This is a genomic window from Bradyrhizobium sp. AUGA SZCCT0431 (assembly GCF_018131065.1).
Lineage (GTDB): Bacteria > Pseudomonadota > Alphaproteobacteria > Rhizobiales > Xanthobacteraceae > Bradyrhizobium.
On sequence record NZ_JAFCLR010000023.1, the window covers coordinates 79,791 to 105,790 of the forward strand.

The following is a 26,000-nucleotide window of genomic DNA, read 5'->3' on the forward strand; positions in this document are numbered from 1 at the left end:
ATGGCCGAAGCAGCAAACAAGATCGCAGTCGTCACCGGTGCGGGCACCGGCGTCGGACGCGCGGCATCGCTAGCGCTAATGAATGCCGGCTTCACCGTGGTGCTCGCCGGGCGCCGCATGGAGATGCTCGAAGAGACCAAGAAGCTCGGCGACAATGTCGGCAAGAGCCTGTGCGTTTCCGCCGACATGACCAGCCCGGCCTCGATCGCCGCGTTGTTCGACAAGGTCAAGGAAACCTACGGCCGGCTCGACGTACTGTTCAACAATGCCGGCATGGGCGCGCCGCCGGTGAACTTCGAGGACCTCAGCCTCGAACAGTGGCAGGCGGTGGTGAACACCAACCTCACCGGCCCGTTCCTGTGCACCCAGCACGCCTTCCGCATCATGAAGGACCAGAACCCGCGCGGCGGCCGCATCATCAACAACGGCTCGATCTCCGCGCATGCGCCGCGGCCGTTCTCGTCGGCCTACACCTCGACCAAGCACGCCATTACGGGCCTGACCAAGGCCACCAACCTCGACGGCCGCATGTACGACATCGCGGTCGGCCAGGTCGACATCGGCAATGCCGCAACCCCGATGACCGACCGCATGGTCGCCGGCCCCGGCGTGATGCAGCCCGACGGCACCATGAAACACGAGCCGCGCATGGATGCGAAGGCGGTCGGCGATGCCGTCGCCTACATGGCCGGCCTGCCGCTCGATGCCAACGTGTTGTTCATGACGGTCATGGCGACCAAGATGCCGTTCGTGGGGCGGGGCTAGGTCTCTCTCGTGCCCCGGACGCAGTGCGGCACGAAGTGCTGCACTGCTGAGCCGGGGCCCATGATAGGTCGCGCAAGATTTGGGTCCCGGCTCTGCGGAGCAGCGTTGCTCGCTGCACCGCGTCCGGGACACGAGAGCCCTACTCCAGCTTCTCCACATCCCGCAGCGCCGGAAACAGCTTCATCCACAATAGCGCGATCGCAATCGTGCCGACGCCGCCGAGCACGGCGGCCGGCATTGCGCCGAACAGCGCGGCGGTGACGCCGCTTTCGAACTGGCCAAGCTGGTTTGACGCGTTGATGAACAGGAAATTGACAGCGCCGACCCGGCCCCGCATGTCGTCGGGCGTTGCGAGCTGCACCAGCGAGAAACGGATCACCACGCTGACGACGTCGGCGGCGCCCAGCACCACCAGCGCCAGCACCGACAGCCACATCCAGTGCGACAGCGCAAACACCACCGTCGCCACGCCGAACACGATCACGGCCTGAAACATCCGTATTCCGACGCGGTGGTTGATGGTGTGGTGCGCGAGGAACGCGGTCATCAACAACGCGCCGATCGCGGGCGCGGCGCGCAGGATGCCGAGGCCGAGCGGGCCGGTCTGAAGGATGTCGCGCGCATAGATCGGCAGCAGCGCCGTGGCGCCGCCGAGCAGCACCGCGAACAGATCGAGCGAGATCGTGCCGAGGATCGCCGGGTTGTTGCGGACAAACTTGACGCCGGCAAAGACATCATCAGGCGTTGCAGCATCCCGCACCACGGCCGGCTGAATCAGGCGGATCGCGCCCATGATTGCGGCCCCGAACAGCAAAAACGCCGCCATGACCCCGTAGGCAGCGCTTGGCGCGAGGGCATAGGCCAGCCCACCCAGCGCGGGACCGGCGATGGTGGCGATCTGCCCCGCGCCGCTCGAAACCGCGGTGGCGCGCTGCAACGAGCCTTTCGGCGCGATCAGCGGCAGCAGCGCGGCCAATGCCGGGCTTTCGAAGGCCCCGGCTATACCGAGCACGAAGGACGCAATGAAGATCTGCGTCACGTTAAGAAAGCCCGCATGGGCGCCCCAGGCCAAAAACAGCGCCGTCAGCCCCTCGGCGATCTGGCAGAGTTGCACCACCCGTTTGCGTTCGTAGCGGTCGGCGGCGTGGCCGGCCACGAACAGAAACAACGCGGTCGGCAGGAACTGAACCAGTCCGATCATGCCGAGATCGAATGCGCTGCCGGTCATATCGTAGACCTGCCAGCCGATGGCGACGGCCCCGATCTGGCTGGCGAAGCGCGACAGGCTGCGCGACAGCAGAAACGACAGGAAGGATGGATGCCTGAGCAGATCGCCGGCGCCGACAGGCATCAGGGAAGACATGGTGAGGCCGGTATCCTGCTTTTCGAAGCGTGAGCCGTGCCCGGGTCCGCCCGCATTGTTGTTGATTACGCCGTGAACGACCCTGGTCCCGCTGTCAATGGCCGGCGGCGAAGGGCTGCCCGGCATTGCGCTTGCAAGTCCCTCGCTGCCATAATCGACCGGGGGACTTCGAGATCATGCTGCAACTGCAATCGGCTTTCGGCGTGCTGGCGTTGCTGGCGATCGCATGGGCGCTCGGCGAGAACCGCCGCGCGGTGTCATGGCGGCAGATGGCGATCGGGCTTGCGATCACCGTGCTCACCGCGCTGGTGCTGCTCAAGCTGCCGCTGGTCGCAAGGGCGTTCGGCGCCATCAATGACGCGGTCAATACCATCGCGGCGGCGTCCCGCGCCGGCACCTCCTTCGTGTTCGGCTATCTCGGCGGCGGCACGCTTCCTTTCGACCTCAAGGCGCCGGGCGCCGATTTCATCCTGGCGTTTCAGGCGCTGCCGATCATCCTCGTCATGAGCGTCCTGACCACGCTGCTGTTCTACTGGCGGGTGCTGCCGCCGATCGTGCGCGGCATGGCGTGGCTTTTGGAACGCACGCTCGGCGTCGGCGGCGCGGTCGGTCTTTCCGCCGCCGCCAACATCTTCCTCGGCATGGTCGAGGCGCCCCTGTTCATCCGCCCATACCTTTCGCAACTCACCCGCAGCGAATTGTTCATGGTGATGACCGGCGGCATGGCGGGAATCGCCGGCACCGTGCTGGTGCTCTACGCCACGTTTCTGGCGCCATTGATCCCGGATGCGGCAGCGCATTTCGTCATTGCCTCGGTGCTCGGCGCACCCGCGGCAATCCTGGTCAGCCTGATCATGGTGCCGGAGACGTCGGACAAGCGGACTGGCGGAATGCTGGCCGCTCCCGATACGGAGGTGAAGAGCACCATGGATGCGATCGTCAGGGGCACCACTTCCGGACTGGAGCTGCTGCTCAACATCATCGCCATGCTGCTGGTGCTGGTAGCATTGGTCTATCTCGCCAACGCGATCCTCGGCCTGTTGCCCGAGATCGGCGGCGCGAAGATTTCACTGCAGCGGCTGCTCGGCTATCTGATGGCGCCGGTGTGCTGGCTGTTGGGCCTGCCCTGGTCGCAGGCGATCACGGCGGGAAGCCTGATGGGCACCAAGACCGTGCTCAACGAGTTGATCGCCTATGTCGATTTATCGAAGCTCGGTCCTGATGCGCTCGATCCGCGGTCGCGGCTGATCATGCTCTATGCGATGTGCGGCTTTGCCAACTTCGCCAGCCTCGGCATCATGATCGGCGGCCTCGGCACCATGGCACCCGACCGCCGCGACGAAATCAACGCGCTCGGGCTGAAGTCGATCGTGTCGGGCACGCTGGCCACCTGCCTGATGGGCGCGATCGTGGGGGTGATGAGCTAGGACGCGCACGCCGCTTCATGGTTGGAATTCGCTCTTGCGCGAAGGGACAGCATTTTACGACGGGCAAGATCACCTGTTGAATGCGGACGTCCCCATGCGCCATGCCGCTGATGCTGATGCTGATGCTGATGCTGATGGAGCTATCGCGCCAAATCCATCGTGTCGAGCCCCCTGACAACCTGCCTGATGGGCGCGATCGTGGGGTGATGAGCTAGCGGGCAGCGGCAAAAATCGACGAGGTGTGTGGCATACCTCACATGCAGATGCTTCGCCTCGCATTACGGTTACGCTGAAGTACAGGATATCCAGCAGCCCGAGCGACGAAGACCGCCGCACCTGTCGTCGCCGACTACCGCGAACGGAGGCGCAGGGACAGTGCAGGACACGATGCGGCTTTACCGCACGCTGTTTGGTACGCGCGCGTATGTCCGTTCGCTATGCGAAGGCGCCGCCTTCCTCTCTGCCAGCAGCATCGCGATCTTCGCCGCCGTCACCTATGCCACGGTCCATGCCAGCAACCACGTCACCGATTTTGTGCTGAGCCGCGTCGGGCCCTACAATGTCCGCTTTCTGTTCATTTACGGTACGTTCACGGCCTTCGTCATCACGGCGGGGCTGCTGGCCTGGCGGCCGACCCGGTTGCCGTTCGCGCTGAAGGCCACGGCGCTGTTCCTGGTGGTCCGCGCCGTCTTCGTGGCGCTCACCCACATGGCGCCGTCGCCGATCGATCCGCAGCAGCCGGCGCCGTTTTTCAACTCTATTTTTTACGGCAGCGATCTGTTCTTTTCCGGTCACACCGGAATGCCGTTCCTTGCGGCGCTGGCGTTCTGGCACATTGTGCAGTGGCGGATATTCTTTCTCGCGCTGACCGCGTTCTTCGGCGCGGTCGTGCTGCTCGGCCACTACCACTATTCGATCGACGTGCTCGCCGCGCTGTTCATCACCTACGGCGTCTTTCAAGCATCGCGCTGGCTATTCAGCCGCGACTACGCGTTGTTTCGCTCCACCGAGAACCAGACCGCACCACGGCCAAAGCGCGCAAGTCGCAGGTCGTCCATTCCTGTCGCCGAACCTGGGCGTGTCGCCAGACCATTCGTGCTGCACGCTGTCGGCGACGACTCGAAGTCGAGCGGTCAATCGAACACCGCGTCCTGGCGCACGAAATCGCCCCGTCGATGGCGCACGCCATCGACGGGGTTTAACGATCGAGCGCCCTGCTCCGGCAACGTTACTCCGCGCTGCTGACCAGTTTCATCCGCGGCTTCACCGCCTCGATCATGCCCTGATAGGTGTTGACATAGTCGAGCGCCATTCGGCGAGCGGTAAAGCGCGTCTCGAAATGCGCGCGAATGGCCTGGCGATCGAGTTCCCCCAGCCGCCCGACATCGGCGACCGCGCTGATTTCATCCTCGACGATGAAGCCGGTCTTGCCGTCGTCGATGATTTCAGGAACCGATCCACGGTTGTAGGCGATCACGGGCGTGCCGCAGGCCATTGCCTCGATCATTACGAGGCCGAACGGCTCCGGCCAGTCGATCGGCAGCAGCAGCCCGATCGCTCCGCTCAGGAAATCGGCTTTCTGGTCATCCCCGATTTCGCCGATATATTCGATCAGCGGATTAGCCATCATCGGCTTGATGATCGCATCGTAATATTCCTGGTCCGCGCGATCGACCTTCGCCGCAATTTTGAGCGGGATGCCGCAACGTATCGCGATCCTGATCGCACGGTCGACGCCCTTCTCCGGCGCTATGCGGCCGAGCACCGCCAGATAGCTCGGCTTGACCGGCTGCGGCGTCAGCAGCTTTTCCGGCAGGCCATGATGGATGGTGCGGACGAAATTGGCCTGCGGCACCGGACGCCGCTGTGCATTCGAGATCGAGACCAGGGGTATCGATGAAAATGTTGTGAACACCGGTTGATGCTCGGGAAGATCCAGCCGCCCGTGAAGGGTGGTCAGGAACGGCGTCGGCTGACGCGCAAAGAGTGAGAAAGGGTAGTAGTCGAGGTGGAAGTGGAGAAAATCGAATTCTTCGTCGTCACATTTCCGCCTGACGCGCTCGAGCATCAGCATGTGCAGCGCGTTGGGATCGCGGACCGATCCATCCAGCCTCAGTGCCTTCGGCCATGTCGCTTCGAGCTTTCCCGATGTTCGGGAATCGCCGCTGGCGAATAGCGTGACCTCGTGGCCCAGCGCGACCAGTTCCTCGGTCAGCCAATAGACGACCCGTTCGGTACCGCCATACAGCCTGGGCGGAACAGCCTCCGTCAATGGAGCAACCTGCGCGATGCGCATCCTAACAACCTCCTGATCTGACTCTGCTTTGAAAGCCCTCAGCCCCTCGTGGCGCGGCATCGCCAAGTCGGGAACGTTTACGCACCTGCGAAGTTCCAAGATGATGCGCACTTCGCGCACACTGTCGTCTTGCTCATGACATCACATGTGATCAGGCTCTTCGGACCGACCTTGCTGCGGAATTGTTGTGCAGATGAGGCGCTGCTGCGTCTTCGGGGTGATCCTCATCAAGACGGCTCTCGGCAATCGGCGATCCGCTAGGATTCTCGTTTATCTCCAACAGGTTTAGCAGGCACATGGACAATCTTTCGGGATACGCAAACCGCCCTTTCCACTTCGTCATGCGCTATCTGCGCCAGCGGCGCACGTCGCATCTGGTGATATTGGTCGCGGTTGTTGCCGCCGTTGCCTGCTCGGTCGGCACCCAATACGGCGTGAAGTATCTCGTCGACGCCCTCGCCGCCGGACCGGCGCATAGCGCCGGTGTATGGCTGGCATTCGTTTTTCTCATAGCGCTGATTGGTTCCGACGTTTTGCTGTGGCGGATCGCGAGCTGGACAGCGAGCTTCACCTTTGTCGGCGTCACAGGCGATCTGCGCCGCGACATGTTCCGCCATTTGACCGGGCACGCCCCGAGCTATTTCATCGATCGGCTACCGGGCATGCTGACAAGCCGGATCACCGCCACTTCGAATGCCGTCTTCACGGTGGAGAACATGTTCGTATGGAACGTGTTGCCGCCCTGCATCGCCACAATTGTGGCAATCGCGCTGATTGGAACCGTCAGCCTGCCGATGGCCGCCGGCATGGTCGTGATCGCAAGCGTGGTCCTCATCGCCATGTTCCGGATCGCGGCCGCTGGCAAGCCGTTACATGACGACTACGCCGACAAGGCCGCCGCCGTTGACGGCGAAATGGTCGACGTCATCAACAACATGCCGCTGGTGCGAGCGTTCTGCGGGCTCGACCATGAGCACAACCGCTTCGACAACACCGTCGACCGCGAACTGACCGCGCGGGGCCGCAGCCTGCGCTATCTGGAAAAGCTGCGGCTCATCCATGCGGTGATCACGCTGGCGTTGACGGTGGCCCTTTTGTACTGGGCGGTCACGCTATGGCAGAGCGGCAAGGCCACGACCGGCGACGTGGTACTGGTCTGCACGCTCGGCCTCTCCATCCTGCATGCGACCCGCGATCTGGCGGTAGCACTTGTCGATGTCACCCAGCACACGGCCCGGCTCTCGGAGGCGATTGCGACGCTGCTGCAACCGCATGAACTGCGCGACCATCCCGAAGCCGAACCGCTGATCAAGAGCGGTGCGGCCATCACCTTCAGGAACATCTCGTTCGGATATCCCGGCGGTGTCCAAGTGTTCGACAAATTCAACCTGAATCTCAAACCCGGACAGCGCGTCGGGCTGGTCGGCCAGTCCGGCGGCGGCAAGTCCAGCCTGTTCGTGCTGCTGCAGCGCTTCTACGACGTCGACAAGGGCAGTATCACCATCGACGGTCAGGATATCTCGCGCGTCACCCAGCAAAGCCTGCGCGAGGCGATCTCGGTGGTGCCGCAGGACATCTCGATGTTCCACCGCTCCATCATGGAGAACATCCGCTATGGCCGCCCAACGGCGACCGACGACGAGGTTTTGCGCGCGGCGATCGCGGCGCGCTGCGACTTCGTCGAAAATCTGCCCGACGGCCTTGCCACTATGGTGGGCGATCGCGGCGTCAAGCTCTCCGGCGGCCAGCGGCAACGCATCGCGATCGCGCGCGCGTTTCTGAAGGACGCGCCGATCCTGCTGCTCGACGAGGCAACTGCCGCGCTTGACGGCGAATCCGAAGAGGCCATCCGCGATGCGCTCGGCCGCCTGATGCGCGGCCGCACCGTGATCGCGATTGCGCACCGTCTCGCGACGCTGCGCAATTTTGACCGCGTCGTGATGCTCAAGGATGGCAAGGTTATCGAGGACGGTCCGCCCGACCGCCTGATGCGTGAAACCGGCCCTTACCGGCAGCTCGTGACCCAGGAAATGAACCGTCTCGCGATCCACGCAGCCTGAATCGCGGCGGCGAATTGAGACACAGTCAGATCGGCGTCGCGGCGTGCGGAGCGGTATTCGCCAGAGCGTTTTCCAGCGAATTGGATACCGGTTGGCGTCAATGAAACGCGTCAAATCAAGAATCTAGCCCGTCCGATTTAATCGGAACGGAAAAGGCTCTAGAGTTACAGGACAGAGGTTACGCATGGCCACCAAAGCCAACGTCCAGCGGGCGGATGCTCCGCTCGCGGAGCAGATCACGGAATCGCCGTTCTACATTCCCATGACCGGCCAGGCGGCACGGCCGCGCCGCACCCTCAAGCACGACGATACGTTCATCGTCCTCGACAGCCATGGCGACATCGGTGCTTCGGCCGGTGGACCCGATGGACTGTTCAATGCCGATACCCGCTATCTGGCGCGGCTCGAACTCTTGCTGAACCAGACCCAGCCATTGCTGCTCGGCTCCAACCTGCGCGACGACAATTCCGCGCTGACGATCGACCTCACCAATCCCGACATCTATGACGGCGACCGGATCGTCCTGCAGAAGGATCTGATCCACATCGTGCGCACCATCTTCCTGTGGCGCGGCACCGCCTATCAGCGGATCGCCGTCCAGAACCATGGCGACCGGGCGGCACACATTGATCTGACCTTCCTGTTCGACAATGATTTCGCCGATCTGTTCGAGGTGCGCGGCGCCAGGCGCGCGCGCCGCGGCGCCGGCACCAGCGAGCTGCTCAGCCCCGCCGATGTCAGGTTCGAGTATCACGGCCTCGACGGCGAGGCGCGAACGACCAATCTGCATTTCGACCCGCGCCCGACCCTGCTGGCGGTGAACAGCGGCAGCTATCATTTCGCGCTCGAGCCGCAGCAGCTTACCTCGGTGTTCGTTGCGGTGACCTGCAACTATGCCGCGGAGCACCGGCCGGCGCCGTTCATGCATGGCCTGCTGGCGCATCGCCGCGAAATGCGCCGTTCGACCGCGGGCGCCGCCAGCGTCGAAACCTCGAACAGCATCTTCAATGAGGTGTTGTGCCAGTCGATGGCCGATCTCAACATGCTGATGACCGACACCCCGCATGGGCGCTATCCCTATGCCGGCATTCCCTGGTATTCGACCACGTTCGGCCGCGACGGCCTGATATCAGCGCTGCAGATGCTGTGGATCGACCCGCGCGTGGCCTGTGGCGTGCTCAAACGGCTCGCTGCCTATCAGGCCACGGCCGTCGATGCCTTGAACGATGCCGAACCCGGCAAGATCCTGCATGAAATGCGCGGCGGCGAAATGGCGGCGCTGCGCGAAGTGCCGTTCGCGCAATATTACGGCAGCGTCGATTCCACGCCGCTGTTCGTGCTGCTGGCAGGATTCTATTTCGAGCGCACCGGCGACGAGGACACGCTGCGCGAGCTGTGGCCTGCGATAGAGGCCGCGCTGGCCTGGATCGACGGTCCCGGCGACCCTGATCGTGACGGCTTTGTCGAATATCAGCGCGCGTCCGACCAGGGCCTCGCCAATCAGGGCTGGAAGGATTCCTTCGACGCGATCTTTCATGCCGATGGCCAGTTGGCCGAAGGCCACATCGCCCTGTGCGAGGTTCAGGGTTACGTCTTCGCCGGCAAACGGCTCGCGGCGCGCTGCGCGCGCCAGCTTGGCTTTGCCGAGAAGGCGCGCAGGCTCGATGAGGAAGCAATCCAACTTGCCGCGCGCTTTGAGGAGGCGTTCTGGTGTCCTGACATGGGCACCTACGCGCTCGCGCTCGACGGCGCCAAGCGGCCGTGCAAGGTGCGGACATCCAATGCCGGCCAGCTTCTGTTCACCGGCATCATTGGCGAAGACCGCGCGCGCATGGTCGCCGCCGACCTGATGCGGCCGCGCTTCTTCACCGGCTGGGGCATTCGAACCGTGGCGCTCGGTGAGTCCCGCTACAATCCGATGTCCTACCACAACGGCTCGATCTGGCCGCACGACAACGCGCTGATCGCGCTGGGCCTTGCGCGCTACGGCCTGAAACATTCCGTCGAACATCTGTTCAAGGGGTTGTTCGGCGCGGCGAGTTACATGGATCTCAGGCGGTTGCCGGAGTTGTTCTGCGGCTTCCACCGCGAGCGGCGGTTTGGACCGACGCTCTATCCCGTGGCGTGCTCGCCGCAGGCATGGGCGAGCGCGACGCCTTTCACGCTGCTGGAAGCTTCGCTGGGCCTGGAATTCGATGCGCGGGCCGGCGAAATCCGCCTGCGAAATCCGCGTCTGCCGGAATTCCTGAACGAGGTCGTGCTGCGCGACTTGCGGCTTGGCGATTCCAGCGTCGATCTTCGCCTGCGTCGTCACGGCGACGACGTATCGCTCGAAATGATGCGGACGCGCGGCCGGGTTCAGGTCTCGATCGTGTTGTCGCGCTGACGGCGATCGTAGTCGGGAAATGGTGACGAAACCGGCCGCGGCCGGCTCGTCGCTGGTCGCGCAACCGTGAAAAGCTTCAGGAGACCGCATGCGTTCAGGGCAAAAGATCACGGCAGCCGTTCTGGTGTGGAGCGCGATATCCCTCGGCGCACTGGCGGTCGCGCAGGAACCAGACAAGGGCCCGCCGGCCCCCGCCGCACCAAGTCCGGCGGCAAAGACCGGGCCGGATGCGCCGAAAGAACCGGTGCCCCCGCCTTCCGTCACGGTTATCCGCGCGGCGGACGCACGCGGGATTCTCGGACGCGATGTCCGCAGCACGGCCGGCGAGAACATGGGGCGCATCGTCGACGTGATCGTCGATCGCTCCGGAACCGTGCGCGCCGCGGTGATCGATTTCGGCGGCTTTCTCGGCGTCGGCAGCCGAAAGATCGTCGTCGACTGGAACGCACTCCACTTCGGACAAGTTACCAACAAGAAGGAAAGCATGACGCTCGAACTGACGTTGGAACAGGTCAAGGCCGCACCCGAATACAAGGAAGATACGCCGATCGTGGTGCTCGGCGCCTCCGGCAGTCTGCAGCCTCTGCAATTCGACCACTGACGGAGGAGGAGAATTCCACTGTCCGCGCGCCCGAACCCATATCCCAAAGATCCTGCCAAGGATTTTGCCGATGAGACGCGGGGCGCGCCGTCCATCGATGAACGCGGCGACACGTCACCGCCGCCGCCGGCATCGCCCGAGCCGCACCCTTCGGCGCAAAGCCAGCGCGGCCTCGACTGGTTCATCTTCTTTCTCGCCGACGTCCAGACCGGCTTTGGTCCGTTCGTCGCGGTCTATCTGACGACGCAAAAATGGACCCAGGTCGAGATCGGGCTGGTGCTGTCGATCGGCGGCATTGTCGGGTTGATCGGCCAGATGCCGGGCGGCGCCATCATCGACGCCGCCCGGAGAGAACGGCTGGTCGCCGGTTTCGCGGTCGCGGCGATCGGAGTCGCAGCGCTGGCCTATGCGGCATGGCCGATCTTTCCCGTCATCGCGGCGGCGGCGACATTGCACGCCATGGCGAGTTGCGTGCTCGGCCCGGCGATCGCCGCGATCAGCCTTGGATTGGTCGGACCGGCCGCGATCGGCGAACGGCTCGGGCGCAATGCCAGATTTGCCTCGCTCGGCAACGGCTTCGCCGCAGCGCTGATGGGCGCCTGCGGCTATTTCCTGTCCAGCCGCTCGGTGTTTCTCGCCACCTTCGTTCTGGTGATCTTCACCATCATAGCGCTGGCCCGGATCAGGGATCGCGAAATCGATCCGGAGCAGGCCCATGGCGCGATCGTCCGCGCCAAGCCGGATCCTGAAGCCACCAGCGTGCTGCATCTGCTGCGCCAGCGCCCGCTCCTGATTTTTGCCGGCGCCGTGATGTTGCTGCAGCTCGCCAACGCCGCGATGCTCCCCTTGATGGCCGGCATCGTGACGACGCGTTCGACCCAGTGGGCGCCGGTGCTGATCGCGGCGTGCATCATCCTGCCGCAGGCGATCGTGGCGCTGACCTCGCCATCGGTGGGCCGCAAGGCGCAGCAATGGGGCCGCCGGCCGCTGCTGCTGATCGGCTTCACCGCGCTCGCCATCCGCGGCGTGCTGTTCGCAACCGTCACCGATCCCTATCTGCTGGTCGCCGTGCAATTCTTTGACGGCATTACCGCCGCGGTGTTCGGCGTTCTCATCCCGTTGACCGTCGCCGACATCGCCTTCGGCAGCGGCCATTTCAACCTCGCCCAGGGCGTGGTGGGGACGGCGGTGGGGATCGGCGCGGCATGCAGCAATGTATTGGCGGGCTATGTCAGCGACCATTTCGGCCACAGCGCGGCCTTCCTCGGCCTGTCCGCGATCGGATGTTTAGGGCTTTGCCTGATCGCGTTCGTGATGCCGGAGACGAAATCACTCCGTCATGCCCCGGCATAGCCGTCTGAAGGACGGCGTCGCTTACGCTCGCCTACGCCCCGGGCATCCACCACTTACTTCTTCATGAAGCAACAAAAGACGTAGATGGCCGGGACAAGCCCGGCCATGACGAACACTAAAATCGGCGCTCGCGCGCTCTTAAGTCCCCAATTCCACCGTCTTGAATTCCGCCGGCAAAATCACTTCCAGCAATTCGACGTCGTCGGAATAATCCAGGATCAGATGCCTGATGCGCGGCGGCTGGGTCCAGCAGCCGCCCTCTTTCATCAAGGTCTCGCCCTGGCCTTCCATGTAGGTCTTCACCCAGCCCTTGAGCACATAGACCATCTGGAATTCGACGTCGTGGTAATGCAGTTTTGAAACTTCCTCGGGGTTGCAGGGGCCGATCAGCCGGATCACATGCGCCTGCGCCAGGCCATGGGTCGCCGCGGCAATGCCGAGATCGCGGTACTGCGCATAGGTGCGCAGGCCGTCGGCCTTGAAATCCTCATCGCGGTGATGGCTGATGGCGATGCGCTGTTTCGGCCGCGCCTTCGGCTTTGCTACGGCCTTGGCCGCTGGCTTGGCGGCCGCCTTCGATTTGGCCGTGGCGACGCGGCCTTTTGATGTGATGGTCTTGCGGGCTGAGGACTTGGCTGCCGCGCCGAGGCCCGTCCATTTTTTCTTCACCGCGGTTTTGGCTGCGGCTTTCGGTGTCGCTTTTTGCTTGGCCATTTTTCTTGCCTCCCCTGATCGTTTGGTGGGGAGAGGCTAGCACAAAATGCGCCTCGTAGGGTGGGCAAAGGCGCGCTTGCGCCGTGCCCACCATCTTCATCGCGCAAGGAATGGTGGGCACGCTTGCGCTTTGCCCACCCTACAATCCTTTCCGCTCAATTCAGTCTGAACACGCCGTCCACGGCGCGAAGCTCGGCCGGCTTGATCAGCTTGGAATGCGCGACCGTGACCGAATACAGCGGGCCGTCGAGCTTTTCCTGCCAGAAGGCCAGAAAATCTTTCAGCGCCGGAAATTTCGGAAACAGATCGTAGTTCTGCCAGACGTAGGTCTGCAGCAGCGAGGGATGATCCGGCAGCCGATACAGAATTTGCGCCGTCGTCAGCCCATAACCCAGCACCTGCTTCCGGAAATCGTCGGAAACAACTCCAACCCGCGAGACCATGCCAACCTCCATTTTAGGAAGCGCATTTCACGTGGTGGCCACACCGAGCCACCCCGGCGGAGATGCGCTCACATGAGAGAAATGTGACGCACGATACCAACCCATCACAAGCCTAAATGTTTAATGAACTGTTGAAAATTCATGCGTTAGCAGCAGCTTACCGCATGTGCTAATACGAGGTCGGCTGGCCGTTTACCCTGATTAATCATGATGAATGAAATTGGCAGCCGTCATATTTGAGTGCCAATTTTTCTGCTAGAAGCCCTTGTCCCCCGAACAAGACTGGCCTAAATCACCCGCAGCCGGGTTGGCACTCGCCTGCCCGGACTGCCAAGACGCCAAAATCGACAACATTTGCAAAAACTTAGGAGGACTGCATGAAATTCCGTCCGCTTCACGACCGCGTCGTGGTCAAGCGCATCGACGCCGAAGAGAAGTCCGCTGGCGGCATCATCATTCCGGACAGTGCCAAGGAAAAGCCCTCCCAGGGCGAAATCACCGCCGTCGGCCCCGGTGGCCGCGACGAAGCTGGCAAGCTGATCCCGATCGACCTCAAGGTCGGCGACCGCGTCCTGTTCGGCAAGTGGTCCGGCACCGAGGTCAAGCTCGATGGCCAGGAACTGCTGATCATGAAGGAAAGCGACATCATGGGCGTCCTCACCGACGTTCCCGCGACCAAGAAGAAGGCCGCCTAAGCCAACTCGCACACGCTCACCCCTGAGGAGCGCCTGCGAGGCGCTCCCCGACAAGGGTGAGACACCAAGTACAACTCAGGGAAATCAAATATGTCAGCTAAAGAAGTCAAATTCGGCGTTGATGCCCGCGACCGCATGCTGCGCGGCGTCGACATTCTCGCCAACGCGGTGAAGGTCACCCTCGGCCCCAAGGGCCGCAACGTCGTGCTCGACAAGTCGTTCGGCGCTCCCCGCATCACCAAGGACGGCGTCACCGTCGCCAAGGAAATCGAACTCGAAGACAAGTTCGAGAACATGGGCGCGCAGATGGTGCGCGAAGTCGCTTCCAAGTCCGCAGATGCGGCCGGCGACGGCACCACCACCGCAACCGTGCTCGCCGCTGCGATCGTCCGTGAAGGCGCCAAGTCGGTTGCCGCCGGCATGAACCCGATGGATCTGAAGCGCGGTATCGACCTGGCTGTGGAAGCCGTGGTCGCCGACCTCGTCAAGAACTCCAAGAAGGTCACCTCGAACGAGGAAATCGCCCAGGTCGGCACCATCTCCGCCAACGGCGACGCCGAAATCGGCAAGTTCCTCGCCGACGCCATGAAGAAGGTCGGCAACGAGGGCGTCATCACGGTTGAAGAAGCCAAGTCGCTCGAAACCGAACTCGACGTCGTCGAAGGCATGCAGTTCGACCGCGGCTATATCTCGCCCTACTTCGTCACCAACGCCGACAAGATGCGCGTTGAAATGGACGACGCCTACATCCTGATCAACGAGAAGAAGCTCTCCTCGCTGAACGAACTGTTGCCGCTGCTCGAAGCCGTGGTGCAGACCGGCAAGCCGCTGGTCATCGTCGCGGAAGACGTCGAAGGCGAAGCTCTCGCCACCCTCGTCGTCAACCGTCTGCGTGGCGGCCTCAAGGTCGCGGCCGTCAAGGCTCCGGGCTTCGGCGATCGCCGCAAGGCCATGCTGCAGGACATCGCGGTTCTGATCGGTGGTCAGGCGATCTCGGAAGATCTCGGCATCAAGCTCGAGAACGTCACGCTGCAGATGCTCGGTCGCGCCAAGAAGGTGATGATCGACAAGGAAAACACCACCATCGTCAACGGCGCCGGCAAGAAGGCCGACATCGAGGCGCGCGTGCAGCAGATCAAGGCGCAGATCGAGGAAACCACCTCGGACTACGACCGTGAGAAGCTGCAGGAGCGTCTGGCAAAGCTCGCAGGCGGCGTCGCGGTGATCCGCGTCGGCGGCGCGACCGAAGTCGAAGTGAGGGAGCGCAAGGATCGCGTGGATGACGCGATGCATGCGACCCGTGCGGCGGTTGAGGAAGGCATCGTGCCGGGCGGCGGCGTCGCCCTGCTGCGTGCCTCCGAGCATCTCAAAGGTCTGCGCACCAAGAACGACGACCAGAAGACCGGCGTCGAGATCGTGCGCAAGGCGCTATCCGCGCCGGCCCGCCAGATCGCTATCAACGCAGGTGAAGATGGCTCGGTGATCGTCGGCAAGATCCTCGAAAAGGATCAGTACTCGTACGGCTTCGACTCGCAGACCGGCGAATACGGCAACCTGGTCGCCAAGGGCATTATCGACCCGACCAAGGTGGTTCGCGTGGCGATCCAGAACGCGGCCTCAGTCGCAGCGCTGCTGATCACCACCGAAGCCATGGTGGCCGAAGTGCCAAAGAAGAACGCAGGCGGCGGCATGCCTTTGGGCGGTGGCGGCATGGGCGGTATGGGTGGTATGGATTTCTAAGTCTAACCGTTCAGAGCCCCAACTGTAAGAAAGGCCCGGCAGCAATGCCGGGGCTTTCTGCATTAGCTACAAGTCCATCTCGACGACGATATCGCCTATCATTGACGGCGTTTCAAGGCCGTCAACGACGCGCGTGTCTGCTACATGGTTCCTTTTGCATCTCGTTACGACAGTTGCAGCCTTCTTAGGCACAATCATAAAGAGAGTGCAGGTCTTATGGCAGCAGCGCTGTCTTGAAGTCGCCTCGCGACTGTACCATGGTTGGGGTGGTCGATGAGATGCGTAGGACTATCGACATCACGGTAGGCAACGCGGCGCGCTCGGCGCATTGCACCGCCACGCGACGCTACGCGTCGCAACACATCGCTACGCAACGCTTGAGCCGCTGGGGAAGCCCGGCGGCTCGCGCGCGTTTAGCGCGGAGATGGTCGCTCTCGCTGGCCCCCCTGGGACAGTTCCAGTCTTCGAACGTCGAGAGCGTTGCAGTGGTCTGCGGTCCGCGCGGTTGCGTCCGCACAAGGCCCGTGTATCGGCGCGGGACCTACGTCGTCCGCCGCCCCTATGTACGTCGCGGCTACGGATATCATCGGGGCTATCGTCGGTACTAATCTTGAAAGAGGGCTTCGGCCCTCTTTTTCTTGTTCCGCCTATCCATCGAGATCCACAAGGTACACGACGTTAGTGTCACCTGATGGCTCGGTCGATTGCGTTGCTTGCCGATAAAGAACTGCTTCTTCGGCGGTAGCCAACCTGACCTTCATCGTGGCACTGGCATCGCACAACGGGGTGCCATGAGACGTAATTGTACTCAACTTTGTGCGTAACCGGACATGTTCGCAAAGACGTTCCGCATCCTTGTGCCTCTTAGCCTGCAACGCAAGCGTTGGCCTGCCGTTGACCTCAATTGTGAATATCGAGAATGTGAAGCGGTGGTCCATTTGATCTCCGCCTTCCTTTTATGGACCTACAGATCAATCAGTCAGCAGATCATAGTTTCGGCGCAAAACGGTTTGGACGTGAACCGCCGCGCGCGCGGCGGTATTGGCATCTGCCGCGCCCGCTGCGAGCACGCAGAGCGACCAGTTATTTTCAGGGTGCTTTGCAACACGATTGATCGCTATTTCCTGCACGTTATGACAGCCCGGCTGCTTTCTCACTTCTAACAAAGCTCGACGCTGCAATTCCGGCATTGAAACGCGGACCTTGGGCATAGGGTTGGCTCGACTGGTTGGAGGCCGCTCCTCCCATACCTAACAGAACAAGAGCAATTCGGGTTCCACTTGCGAGAGGCGCGACCTTCGATCTAGCGGCATTCGCACGGCAAAGTCCTCAGGGAATCGGGGGGGCGCGGCGAGTCATTAGTAGCAAGATCTTGCCGCCGAGCCCGCCGGCAGCGGCGACCAAGGCACTTTAGGCGGCTGCTCTAATAGGCGCGGAGGCTGTGAGACTTATCTTGCCTGTACTTGTGAAGCGGAAATGCGTCCGCACGGGCAGGCCGTCGTACCCTCGATAATCGAGCGTCACGCCATCTGGCTTCGGCATCAATGCGTCGATCTCGAAGGTACCTAGGCGCGATCGCGCTAACCGCGAGCGCCAGTATCGTTCCATCTCGGATCGGCCTCGAAAGCTTCCGCCTTCGCAGCATTCAACGGTGGCCGTGGCATCATAGAGGTTTAGCAAATCATCTAGCCTACGTTGCTTACAGGCGTCGATCCAATCGACCACAACTCCAATCGCATCGAAGCCGTTCCGGGCGTCCGACATGTGTCCACCTCCCTATAAGCGCCTCCCGAGCGCCTATTAGGATTTTGCAGATGAACACGTGGTGAACTCGTTGTTCAGCCCACGTTTCGTCACCAATCGCAAAAGCCGGGCGACGTTTCCGGATCATCCCCCTGACCGACCGTCCACTGGGGTTGCATGCGGCATAGCGATCCCCGCCATGAGCACGATGTTGGGAGTGTGCAGTTCCGCCGGAACGATTTGCCCGTCCTTCCGCTTGGTGTGTCGTGGTGGGAAATTGCGTGGAGATAGTGCAGTGTCGGGCAAACAACCCAAGTTCCAATCTGACGTCATGGGTGGCCTATATCTAGGCATCGCCATCACTGGTGTAGAAGCTCTGGTCGCGATGGGGTTAGTTATCGCGTTCATGTAAAAGGCCGCCTCAGTTGGCGGCCTCTTTCATTTGTCGATGTGATCCCATGTTTCTAGCACCTTTGAGACATGCCCGCCTATCCTGAGAATGTCCGTTCACCGGGGGTAGACCGGAAGTCGCCGTGATCCGGTCAAACCGACGCGAGTGACCCGGAACGGACATAGTGGGTATCGCTCATTCGATCACTTCGTCGGCGCGCACGAGCAATAAGGGGGGCACCGTGAGGCCAAGTGCCTTAGCCGATTTCAGATTAATCACCATTTCGAGCTTGGTGGCAAACTCGACCGGCGGATCACCCGGTTTGGCGCCCTTGAGGATGTTGTCAACGTAGGCCGCCGCACGATGAAAGTTGTCGGCCAAGTTGACCCCGTAGCTGATTAGGCCGCCCGCATCGACATGGTCGCGAAAGCCGTAGATGGCTGGCAGCCGCGCCGCCGCCGCAAGTGCGGCGACCCTATTTCGTTCGTTGAACAGCATACCATCGACAAGCACGATGACAGCTTGAACGCCGTCATTTGCCAATGCCTGAAACGCCGCGTCGAGATCATCGGGCGTCCGAACCGCGGCGGGAATCAACTTGATCCCTAACCTCTGACTCGCACTCTCTGCTTCTTGGCGATCGATTATGATCCCACTGGCAACATTCACCAGCAATCCGATTCTGGCCACATTTGGGATCAATTCGAGCGCAAGCTCGAGTTGCTTATCCGCGAGACCCTCAATGCGGAATAGGAGACCAGTGACGTTGCCCCCCGGTCGTGACACGCTCGCAATCAAACCAAGGCGGATCGGGTCGGCAAGCAATGGGCAAACAATCGGGATGGTTTGCGTCAACCTCCTTGCCGCGACGGCGGCCGGAGTGACCGCGACCATGATCACGTCTGGCATAAGTCGGACCAACTCGTCTGCCAGCTCAGGAAATCGATCCATCCGGCCTTCGGCGAAACGCCATGCAATATCGACATTCTGGCCTTCGACGTAGCCGACTTCTCGCAAGCCCCGAACAAAAGCGTTGAGCACCGGATTGCCTTTTCGCGTGACCGCAACCAGAACAGCGATAAGTGGCCGCTTGGTCGAAACCTGAGCGCGGGCGGCGAGCGGCCATGTCCCGGCCGTGCCGCCAACGAGCGCGATGAAATCCCGTCGCCTCATGGCAACTCTCCTCCCACGCCGAGACTGAGGCCCATTAATTTCAATTGGAATGATAGCACGCCGAGGGCCCGTCGTGACGGCCAAATTGTCGACGCGCCAACGGCGCACCGCCCGGCGCAATGTCGCTTGTTGGCACGAAGCGGAAGAGCCGAGCCGATCTGGCGATGTCCGTTGACGGAGGTAGACCGGAAGTGGCTGGCCGACCGTCAAACCGACGCGATTGGACCCAACTCGGACATCAGCCCTCAGGCACCCCGGCCAATCGCATGCCCTCAATCACGCGGTCGCGCCAGGCAAGGAAAGTCGGAATGTCGCTCCGTGCGTTGGTGGCATCACGAAAGCGGCGAATGGTGAAATTCGGATCGAGCGCAAGTCCCGCTTGCACTGTGGCGCGCGCTTCGTCCAGCTCCCCGAGCCGCGCCAGCGCAGCCGCGAGAACGAAATGCGCGGTGGAATGGTTTCGGTTTGCGTCGAGAGCCCGGGGCAGCCAGACGATTGCTTCGGCATCGGCACCGAGCTGCGCCTTGGCGAAGCCGACGATTGCCATCCATCGATGGGCAAAAATGTCGCGAGGAGAAAGGCGGAGTGCCTCATTGATGTGGGGTTCAGTTTCTTCGCCGCGACCTAGAAAGAACTTTGCGCCCCCGATGACAGCATGAGCGGGAGCCAAATTGCGATCCAGAGCCGTTGCGTGCTCGCATTGAGCAATGGCTTGGGCCGCGCGCTTCGTGACCACTTGCACGATGCCCATCAACATGTGAGCCACAGCATGGTTCGGCGCGAGCGATAACGCTTTGGTTAAAGTCGCCTCGGCCGAGGCGAGCCGCGCTGACCAGTCGTCGGTCATAAGGGCAGATCCAGTCATCGCATCGACCCGCGCCAAACCAACCATGGCCTCGACATTTTCGGGATCAAGCGCCACCGCCTTCTCGAAAAAACCGCGCGCCCGCGCCATGTAATCGGGGATCAGCCCCTTGTTGAGCCAGCCTCGGCCCTGGAACACCAAATCCAAGGCGTCTGGATGTAACGAACTCTCCGCGCGTCTTGCTTCGGCAACAATGAGTTCCGCGTCGAGCGTGTTGGCCAGCCTCGATACGATTTCGTCCTGCATGTCGAAGAGGTCAGCGACAGGCTTGTCGAAACGCTCGGCCCAGAGTTGGTTGCCGGTTTCGGCGTCGATCAACTGGACGTTCACGCGGAGGCGGTTGCCGCCACGCTGCATCGAACCCTCCAGTACATAGCGGACGTTCAGCTCACGTCCCAGCTTCTTGACATCGATTGCTTTGCCCTTGAACGTGAACGCTGTGTTACACGCAATCACAAGCGCGCCACTGATGCGCGATAAGTCTGTGGTCAGGCTCTCTGTGACGCCATCCACAAAGTATTCCTGCTCGGGATCGCCCCGATGTTCGCGAACGGCAACACCACTAGGGACAGGTGCGGCGCCGAAGGTCGGCTGAGTGTCGTGCTGCCGCCCTCTGTCGGCAGGCCGAGCTCATGCTGGACTAAGGCATAGGCCCGCACCGGGTCGTCGATGTTCTTGAGGTTCTGCTCACCCAGATCGGCGAACTCAACGCCGACCTTGCCTCGGACTTGATCGTAGGCAGCAGACGAGATGCAGATGCCGCCCGGCTCTGCGATGCTTTCAAGCCGAGCAGCAATGTTAACTCCGTCGCCGAAGATGTCGTGGTGTTCAACGATTACGTCACCGATATTGACGCCCACGCGGAATACAATGCGTCTCTCTTCCACGTCACCGGTTGTAAGCTCGTTAACACGCGCTTGGAACTGCACCGCAGCTCGGATGGCTTCGACCGCGCTCGGAAACTCCGCCAAAAACCCGTCGCCGGTGTTCTTCACGACACGGCCGCCGTGTTCGGCAATTGCCGGGGCGACGGCGTCGGTTAGGAGCGCGGCCAGTTTGGCATGGGTCGCCTCTTCGTCATTGTGCATCAACCGCGAGTAGCCAGCTACGTCGGCGGCCAATATCGCCGACAACCTCCGCTCGACCCGGACTGGCCGCTCCTGCACCATGGCCCACGATCCAACCTAGATGCGATTGTACGACAGATCAGATGGGATGCCCACTAAGGCTGATGTCGCATATTGGCACCTTTGAGACATGCTCGGCTATGCTGAGAATGTCTGTTCCCTGGGGTAGATCGGAAGTCGCCGTGGTCCGGTCAAATCGACGCGAATGACCCACTTCGGACATCCGACCGCTTGGACCAGTGCCGAAAAGCCGCTTACGCTCGGGCTGGGAGCATCGTGGGATTGGCAATGCAGCGACGCGGGTTCATCACGCTTGTGGCCGGTGCGGCGGCGGCGCGGCCAGCGCGGTTGCACGAGCGCAGCAGCCAGTCAATATCATCGGCTTCCTGGGCGCAGGCGCGGCCACCGCGTGGGCTCCGTTGGTTGCGAGTTTCGAGCAGCGCCTGTGCGAACTCGGCTGGATCGATGGGCATACCGTCTCCATCGTCTACAGGTGGGCGGAGGGTAAGAGCGGCCGCTTCGGCGCGAGATCGCGACAGAGTTTGTTAGGCTAAAGGTCGATGTCATCCTTACCGTGGATAGCGCAGTTGCGACGGCACAGTGGCGCTTTTTTGAGCGGCAAATACTTTGAACCTCCGTGGGAACAATACGTTAGAGTCTCGATGATCCCGATCGCGACACATAGAGATTACTTTGTTGCTGTCACTCAGGAGGGTGGTGGCCCGGATTGCTTTTGCTGGGAACTTCGTCACAGGAAAACACCGATGGGGGTGAAAGTGAGGGTGCACGGCTTCCGCTCTTCCGAGGCTGCGGAAGTGGCTGGAAAACCGCGTTGGCTGAATTTCTCGAAGGCCTATCGATAGAGGAATCGTTGGGCGCCTGAACAGGAAAGGCGGCCAGCAAATCTCTGCGAGCGGGAGCAAGCTGGCGGAAATTCAAAAAGTGTATGCTTGCACTTGGTAGATCTTTGTCACGAAACATCTGATCATCTGACGGTACATTATATGCCCATCAAAGTCAGTTCCCTTAATGATCTCGTAGCGAACGTCACGGACGTGGAGGTCTCCGCAGAGTGGTACCAACGCGTCTTGGGCATGGAAAGAAAAGACCTCGATCCGGGACACGGAAAGCAAAAACGAATCTCACTGCTGTTCGGCAATCAAAAGGTCAACTTGCGTCCAGTCTCAGCAGACAAGGAAGAATGGGTCACAGCCGACCACGAAGAAGCAGGCAGTGAGGACCTCTGTTTTTTGACAGACACAACGCCGCAGGAGGTGATTGACCATCTCAAGAGCTGTGGCGTTACCATTGAAGAAGGACCGGTGAACAAGCAAGGTGCAATCGGCTCCTTGAAGTCGGTCTATTGTCGCGACCCGGATGGTAGCCTTATCGAGATTTCAGCTTACGAGGACTAACTCAACGGCGTACGCATCTTCGTAGTCGCGTCGTATATTTCAATCTGAAGCATGGGGTAGGGTAACGCTATTATTGCGTCGAGGATCTTATAAAATCGGGCAAACGATTCGATGTTAGGGCAGCGCAGAATAGTAATGGCAAAGTCATCAAAACTCGTTGCGGCAAAGCGCGGGCGCGTCTTGTTGGTGAGGAGAAGGCGCGACCGGTTATGGATGTTCCCTGGGGGTCGTAGGCGTGGGCGGGAAACGGAAAAAGATTGCCTGCGCAGGGAAATCCGGGAGGAGCTTCCAAAGCTCAAACTGGGGCGGTTGAAGCTCTGGAAAGAAGTCAAGGCCAAGAACCCCAGATCAGGACGGAAGATGAGCGATGCTATATTCATTGCTAATAGAGCCTCCGGTCGTCTCGCCATCGGTGACAAGCAGGAAATAGACAAGGCGACGTGGCATAAACCGCGCCCGCGCGGCATCCAGTTAACACCGACCTCTCGTTACATCCGCGACAAGCTGTTCCCCAAGCGAGGCTAACTACTTCCGCGTTTGGCACAAAGGGGACTTCGCGGTCTGGATCGGCTTAGTCCGCTTCTCAACGCGAAGCGGACTGCTTGGGTAGCTTCCAGTGTTCGCGGAAACACACCGCGACCGATCTCAGCCCGAAGGAGGCAACAACATCATCCAGGAGGAAGCGATGTCTAAACCCGGGGTGGACTTGCATCGTACATCGGCCATCAAGAAATATCCCTACTTCGAGACGTCTTTGGGATTGAAATCGGTACCGTCAGCTTTACCGCCGAATACTGGTTTGACCGACTTGGATCGGCACCGCCGTCTTCGGGCGCTCCAGCGATGGGTTGCGCTTGCGGCAGAGTCTGAGCAGTTGATCGCCAAGCGCGGCAAGGCACGCACGGGCAACCTCTGGCACCCGTTGTCGTTCGGGTCGGCAACAACATGCAGCAGTTCCGTAACTCCTTTGCGCCCTACCGGTGCGACGATGCCGAACTCGGCAAGGTAAGCCCGGATCGAATTAATCACCGCGGTCTGCTGGTGAACAGGTGGCGTGTGCGGTGAAGCATCAGGCAGCTCTGTTGCTCAGGCGTCTTGGTTGGCACGAACCGCATGTTGGCTCTGGTAACCGCCTCGCAAATCGCCTCTGCGTCAGTCGCGTCATTCTTCGGCCGCTTGACGTAGGGCTTCGCGTAAGCTGGCGGCATCAGCCGAACGATATGGCCGATCGCCTGAAGTTCGCGGGACCAATAGTGAGACGAGGCACAGGCCCCAATGCCAACCAGGCATGGCGGCACCTTCTGGAAGAATGCAAGGACATGGCGGCGCTTCAACTGCCGGCGGACCAACACCTGGCCGGCGGTATCAACTCCGTGCACCTGGAAGACTGACTTGGCGATGTCCAAACCGATTGTCGTGACCGTCAGCATGGCTCGCTCCTCTGAATACTGGGAGCTTTAACAGCGCCCACATCCGTGGCACTCATGTGCCGGTGGAGGAGCCGTCCACAGCATCAAAAGAGGACATTGCCAGCTATTCGATCATCTGGTTAGCGGGTGTGAAGCCGACGTTTGTGCGCCGTGTGCTAACCTGATACCGCCAGCGTAACTTGCATCTAGAAAGTACCGCAACTAAAGTGGTTAAGTACGCGGCATGGCAAAATGCCGGGGCTTGCTTGATTAGGGAGGGTTGCCCATGGGCCAAAGGAACCAGAAGCCGGAGCGAGGAATTTGGAAAAACAAGGCTAACATCAACGACCAAGACGTGAAGGTGCTAGATTTTTCATACACAAGTGATGTCCTTGCACAATTGGTCGTCGACGCGTGGGCCAGTAATCCGTTGAAACAGAAGCTACTCAATCACAACAATCAAGCTGCCGTCCAAACAGAGCTGGCGAACCGGGGGGTCTTTCTGAACCACCCCGTTGTGCTTACGGAAGCTGAGTACAATACCGGCTGGCAGCAGGAGGACGACGATGAAGTCGTTTTTGTGTTGCCGGATGAAGCGCGCACGATAGCGGCGCCGGCAGGGCAAACACTTCTCGAAACGGCCAAATTGCTGATGGCCGTTACGCCGAACGGAATCTAGCGGTCTTGCACTCCGTCTCGGGTGAGGCGGGGTGTCTCTAGCTTGACGCGAGTTTGGTCGCATCCTGCGAGAAACCACGCGGACGTTCACGCGGAAGTGGAGGTTCAAATGGCACGGCTGGTCACGGAGTGGGTCAACGTCACGGGCGATATTTCTATCGTCGCTCGCGAGTCGGGAGAGGTTTGGTTTCATACCCCGAGAGGCACGAGAGAAACCGTAGATCCATTCGCGACACCGATGACAGGTGTGGGCTCGGCGGGCAGCACGGTCGGGCTGCTTGACGGCGCGATAAATCTTGGATTTGCGGGAATCGAAAAGCGCCTCGCGCGCCCTGACCCGACGATCGCCGGCTATATCGTCGCCCTGGCCGGCGCCTATCACACGTCTGTCGACACGCCTCGAAATCTCCGGCGCGCCGCCGGGCGCTTCAACGAGCTGGGGAGGCCCGAGGTCGCGGCCTACCTTGAGGAGCGTGCGCGCGAGGAGACCGGTCACGACCGGCTCGCGCTCAAGGATCTGCGTGCGCTGGGTGTGCCCGGCGAGCGACTCGTCGCTAGCTTTATCCCGGAGGGCATCAAGCCGCTCTGCAAGCGCTTCGATGATCTCTGCGTCCAGGACTATCCAATCGGCTGCATCGGCTATTCGTACTGCCTGGAGCGCATCGCCGCGCTCAAGCAGGAGACCGATATCGAGAAGGTGCAGGCGATCTGTCCGCATGACGTCGATGCGACCCGCTTCCTCAGAAGTCACAGCTCCCTCGGAAGTGAGGCCACTCACGTCGAAGAAACGATCAAGTTCGTTGCCTCCCTTCCCGCGAATGACCGTATCAGGGTCGTTCAGGAGACGTATGAATCGGCATTGATCCTGGCGGAGGGATATAATCACGAGCTTCTCAAATCCGAGGCGGAGATGCTTGAGGAGCTTGAGCAGGCGCTCGGAGAGGCGCTCCCGTATCGTCACACTTCTTATCCTATGCACGGTGAAAAACGGTGCGCTCGGCCCGTGGCATGAGCGAATAGCGCAATAGTCATCGCAGTTTGGACAAGGCGTGAGGCACGAGAAACGACGCGCCGGCTCTCCATAGCGTTGTAGCACGGTTGCGATTTAACACGACTCGGCCCGCGTGACTGCTCGCGCTCGGCCGACATGGTAGCATGGTAGGGCACCCAGCGCTGGCGTCGTCGCGCCAAGCTGCAGTTGTGCTTCGCCGCCGGGTAAAGCCAGCGGTCAAAAGAACGCTCACATGATAACGCTCATATGATATCGTGCGCGGGAGGAGGTTTCCTGGTTTTAAGCAACAAAGGCACCACATGGTGGGTCTGAAGCCCAACTCCTTCTTAATGAACTACGGCAGT

21 protein-coding genes and 1 pseudogene are annotated in these 26,000 nt (G+C 61.2%); 13 read left to right on the top strand and 9 right to left on the bottom strand.

The window, feature by feature from the left end; genetic code table 11:
* A complete protein-coding gene (locus JQ567_RS22595) occupies window positions 1-765 on the top strand; it encodes an SDR family oxidoreductase (protein WP_211996262.1) in 765 nt (254 codons plus the stop codon).
* A gap of 139 nt (window positions 766-904) precedes the next feature.
* On the opposite strand, the gene JQ567_RS22600 is transcribed toward JQ567_RS22595, so the two are convergent.
* Window positions 905-2,128: an MFS transporter gene (locus JQ567_RS22600; protein WP_212440826.1), complete on the bottom strand. Its 1,224-nt coding sequence runs from the start codon at window positions 2,126-2,128 to the stop codon at window positions 905-907.
* Between the two features lie 176 nt (window positions 2,129-2,304).
* Between JQ567_RS22600 and JQ567_RS22605 the strand changes: the two genes are divergently transcribed.
* Window positions 2,305-3,555 carry a NupC/NupG family nucleoside CNT transporter gene (locus tag JQ567_RS22605; protein ID WP_212440827.1) on the top strand — a complete coding sequence of 417 codons (1,251 nt, stop codon included), beginning with the start codon at window positions 2,305-2,307 and terminating at the stop codon, window positions 3,553-3,555.
* Window positions 3,556-3,930: 375 nt separating this feature from the next.
* Window positions 3,931-4,800, top strand: a complete 870-nt coding sequence (locus JQ567_RS38900; protein ID WP_212440828.1) for a phosphatase PAP2-related protein — start codon at window positions 3,931-3,933, stop codon at window positions 4,798-4,800.
* On the opposite strand, the gene JQ567_RS22615 is transcribed toward JQ567_RS38900, so the two are convergent.
* The gene (locus tag JQ567_RS22615; RefSeq protein WP_212440829.1) at window positions 4,784-5,851 is read right to left on the bottom strand and encodes a glycosyltransferase family 4 protein; all 1,068 of its coding nucleotides are present in this window, start codon (window positions 5,849-5,851) and stop codon (window positions 4,784-4,786) included. The two genes, JQ567_RS38900 and JQ567_RS22615, sit on opposite strands and share 17 nt — an antisense overlap.
* A gap of 296 nt (window positions 5,852-6,147) precedes the next feature.
* Here JQ567_RS22615 and JQ567_RS22620 point away from each other — a divergent pair, with 296 nt between their 5' ends.
* From JQ567_RS22620 to JQ567_RS22635, 4 genes are all read left to right on the top strand, one after another.
* Entirely contained in the window at window positions 6,148-7,911 is a 1,764-nt protein-coding gene (locus JQ567_RS22620; protein ID WP_212440830.1) for an ABC transporter ATP-binding protein, read from the top strand.
* Window positions 7,912-8,095: 184 nt separating this feature from the next.
* Entirely contained in the window at window positions 8,096-10,297 is a 2,202-nt protein-coding gene (locus tag JQ567_RS22625) for an amylo-alpha-1,6-glucosidase (protein WP_212440831.1), read from the top strand.
* 88 nt (window positions 10,298-10,385) lie between these two features.
* Window positions 10,386-10,898, top strand: coding sequence for a PRC-barrel domain-containing protein (locus JQ567_RS22630; RefSeq protein ID WP_212440832.1), 513 nt, complete (start codon window positions 10,386-10,388; stop codon window positions 10,896-10,898).
* Between the two features lie 93 nt (window positions 10,899-10,991).
* Window positions 10,992-12,251: an MFS transporter gene (locus JQ567_RS22635; RefSeq protein ID WP_312017447.1), complete on the top strand. Its 1,260-nt coding sequence runs from the start codon at window positions 10,992-10,994 to the stop codon at window positions 12,249-12,251.
* A gap of 138 nt (window positions 12,252-12,389) precedes the next feature.
* Here JQ567_RS22635 and JQ567_RS22640 read toward each other — a convergent pair whose 3' ends face one another.
* Window positions 12,390-12,965 (bottom strand): cupin domain-containing protein, encoded by a 576-nt coding sequence (locus tag JQ567_RS22640; RefSeq protein WP_212440833.1) that lies wholly within the window; start codon window positions 12,963-12,965, stop codon window positions 12,390-12,392.
* 155 nt (window positions 12,966-13,120) lie between these two features.
* Complete coding sequence (locus JQ567_RS22645) at window positions 13,121-13,408, bottom strand: usg protein (RefSeq protein WP_212440834.1); 288 nt, start codon at window positions 13,406-13,408, stop codon at window positions 13,121-13,123.
* Between the two features lie 377 nt (window positions 13,409-13,785).
* On the opposite strand from JQ567_RS22645, the gene JQ567_RS22650 reads away from it, so the two are divergent.
* Both JQ567_RS22650 and groL read left to right on the top strand, forming a co-directional pair.
* Window positions 13,786-14,103 carry a co-chaperone GroES gene (locus JQ567_RS22650; RefSeq protein WP_212440835.1) on the top strand — a complete coding sequence of 106 codons (318 nt, stop codon included), beginning with the start codon at window positions 13,786-13,788 and terminating at the stop codon, window positions 14,101-14,103.
* Window positions 14,104-14,193: 90 nt separating this feature from the next.
* The gene (gene groL / locus JQ567_RS22655) at window positions 14,194-15,843 is read left to right on the top strand and encodes a chaperonin GroEL (RefSeq protein ID WP_212440836.1); all 1,650 of its coding nucleotides are present in this window, start codon (window positions 14,194-14,196) and stop codon (window positions 15,841-15,843) included.
* Window positions 15,844-16,814: 971 nt separating this feature from the next.
* On the opposite strand, the gene JQ567_RS22660 is transcribed toward groL, so the two are convergent.
* From JQ567_RS22660 to JQ567_RS22675, 4 genes and pseudogenes are all read right to left on the bottom strand, one after another.
* The gene (locus JQ567_RS22660) at window positions 16,815-17,054 is read right to left on the bottom strand and encodes a hypothetical protein (RefSeq protein ID WP_212440837.1); all 240 of its coding nucleotides are present in this window, start codon (window positions 17,052-17,054) and stop codon (window positions 16,815-16,817) included.
* Window positions 17,055-17,253: 199 nt separating this feature from the next.
* Window positions 17,254-17,607 carry a nuclear transport factor 2 family protein gene (locus JQ567_RS39090; protein ID WP_212440838.1) on the bottom strand — a complete coding sequence of 118 codons (354 nt, stop codon included), beginning with the start codon at window positions 17,605-17,607 and terminating at the stop codon, window positions 17,254-17,256.
* Between the two features lie 565 nt (window positions 17,608-18,172).
* Window positions 18,173-19,150 (bottom strand): ABC transporter substrate-binding protein, encoded by a 978-nt coding sequence (locus JQ567_RS22670; protein WP_212440839.1) that lies wholly within the window; start codon window positions 19,148-19,150, stop codon window positions 18,173-18,175.
* Window positions 19,151-19,388: 238 nt separating this feature from the next.
* Window positions 19,389-21,184: pseudogene (locus JQ567_RS22675) on the bottom strand (adenylate/guanylate cyclase domain-containing protein).
* 962 nt (window positions 21,185-22,146) lie between these two features.
* Here JQ567_RS22675 and JQ567_RS22680 point away from each other — a divergent pair.
* Entirely contained in the window at window positions 22,147-22,557 is a 411-nt protein-coding gene (locus JQ567_RS22680) for a VOC family protein (RefSeq protein ID WP_212440840.1), read from the top strand.
* Between the two features lie 135 nt (window positions 22,558-22,692).
* Complete coding sequence (locus tag JQ567_RS22685) at window positions 22,693-23,082, top strand: NUDIX hydrolase (RefSeq protein WP_212440841.1); 390 nt, start codon at window positions 22,693-22,695, stop codon at window positions 23,080-23,082.
* 500 nt (window positions 23,083-23,582) lie between these two features.
* On the opposite strand, the gene JQ567_RS22690 is transcribed toward JQ567_RS22685, so the two are convergent.
* A complete protein-coding gene (locus JQ567_RS22690) occupies window positions 23,583-23,987 on the bottom strand; it encodes a transposase (protein ID WP_212440842.1) in 405 nt (134 codons plus the stop codon).
* Window positions 23,988-24,252: 265 nt separating this feature from the next.
* Here JQ567_RS22690 and JQ567_RS22695 point away from each other — a divergent pair, with 265 nt between their 5' ends.
* Window positions 24,253-24,645: a hypothetical protein gene (locus tag JQ567_RS22695; protein WP_212440843.1), complete on the top strand. Its 393-nt coding sequence runs from the start codon at window positions 24,253-24,255 to the stop codon at window positions 24,643-24,645.
* Window positions 24,646-24,753: 108 nt separating this feature from the next.
* Window positions 24,754-25,656: a hypothetical protein gene (locus JQ567_RS22700; RefSeq protein WP_212440844.1), complete on the top strand. Its 903-nt coding sequence runs from the start codon at window positions 24,754-24,756 to the stop codon at window positions 25,654-25,656.
* Window positions 25,657-26,000: the final 344 nt, after the last annotated feature.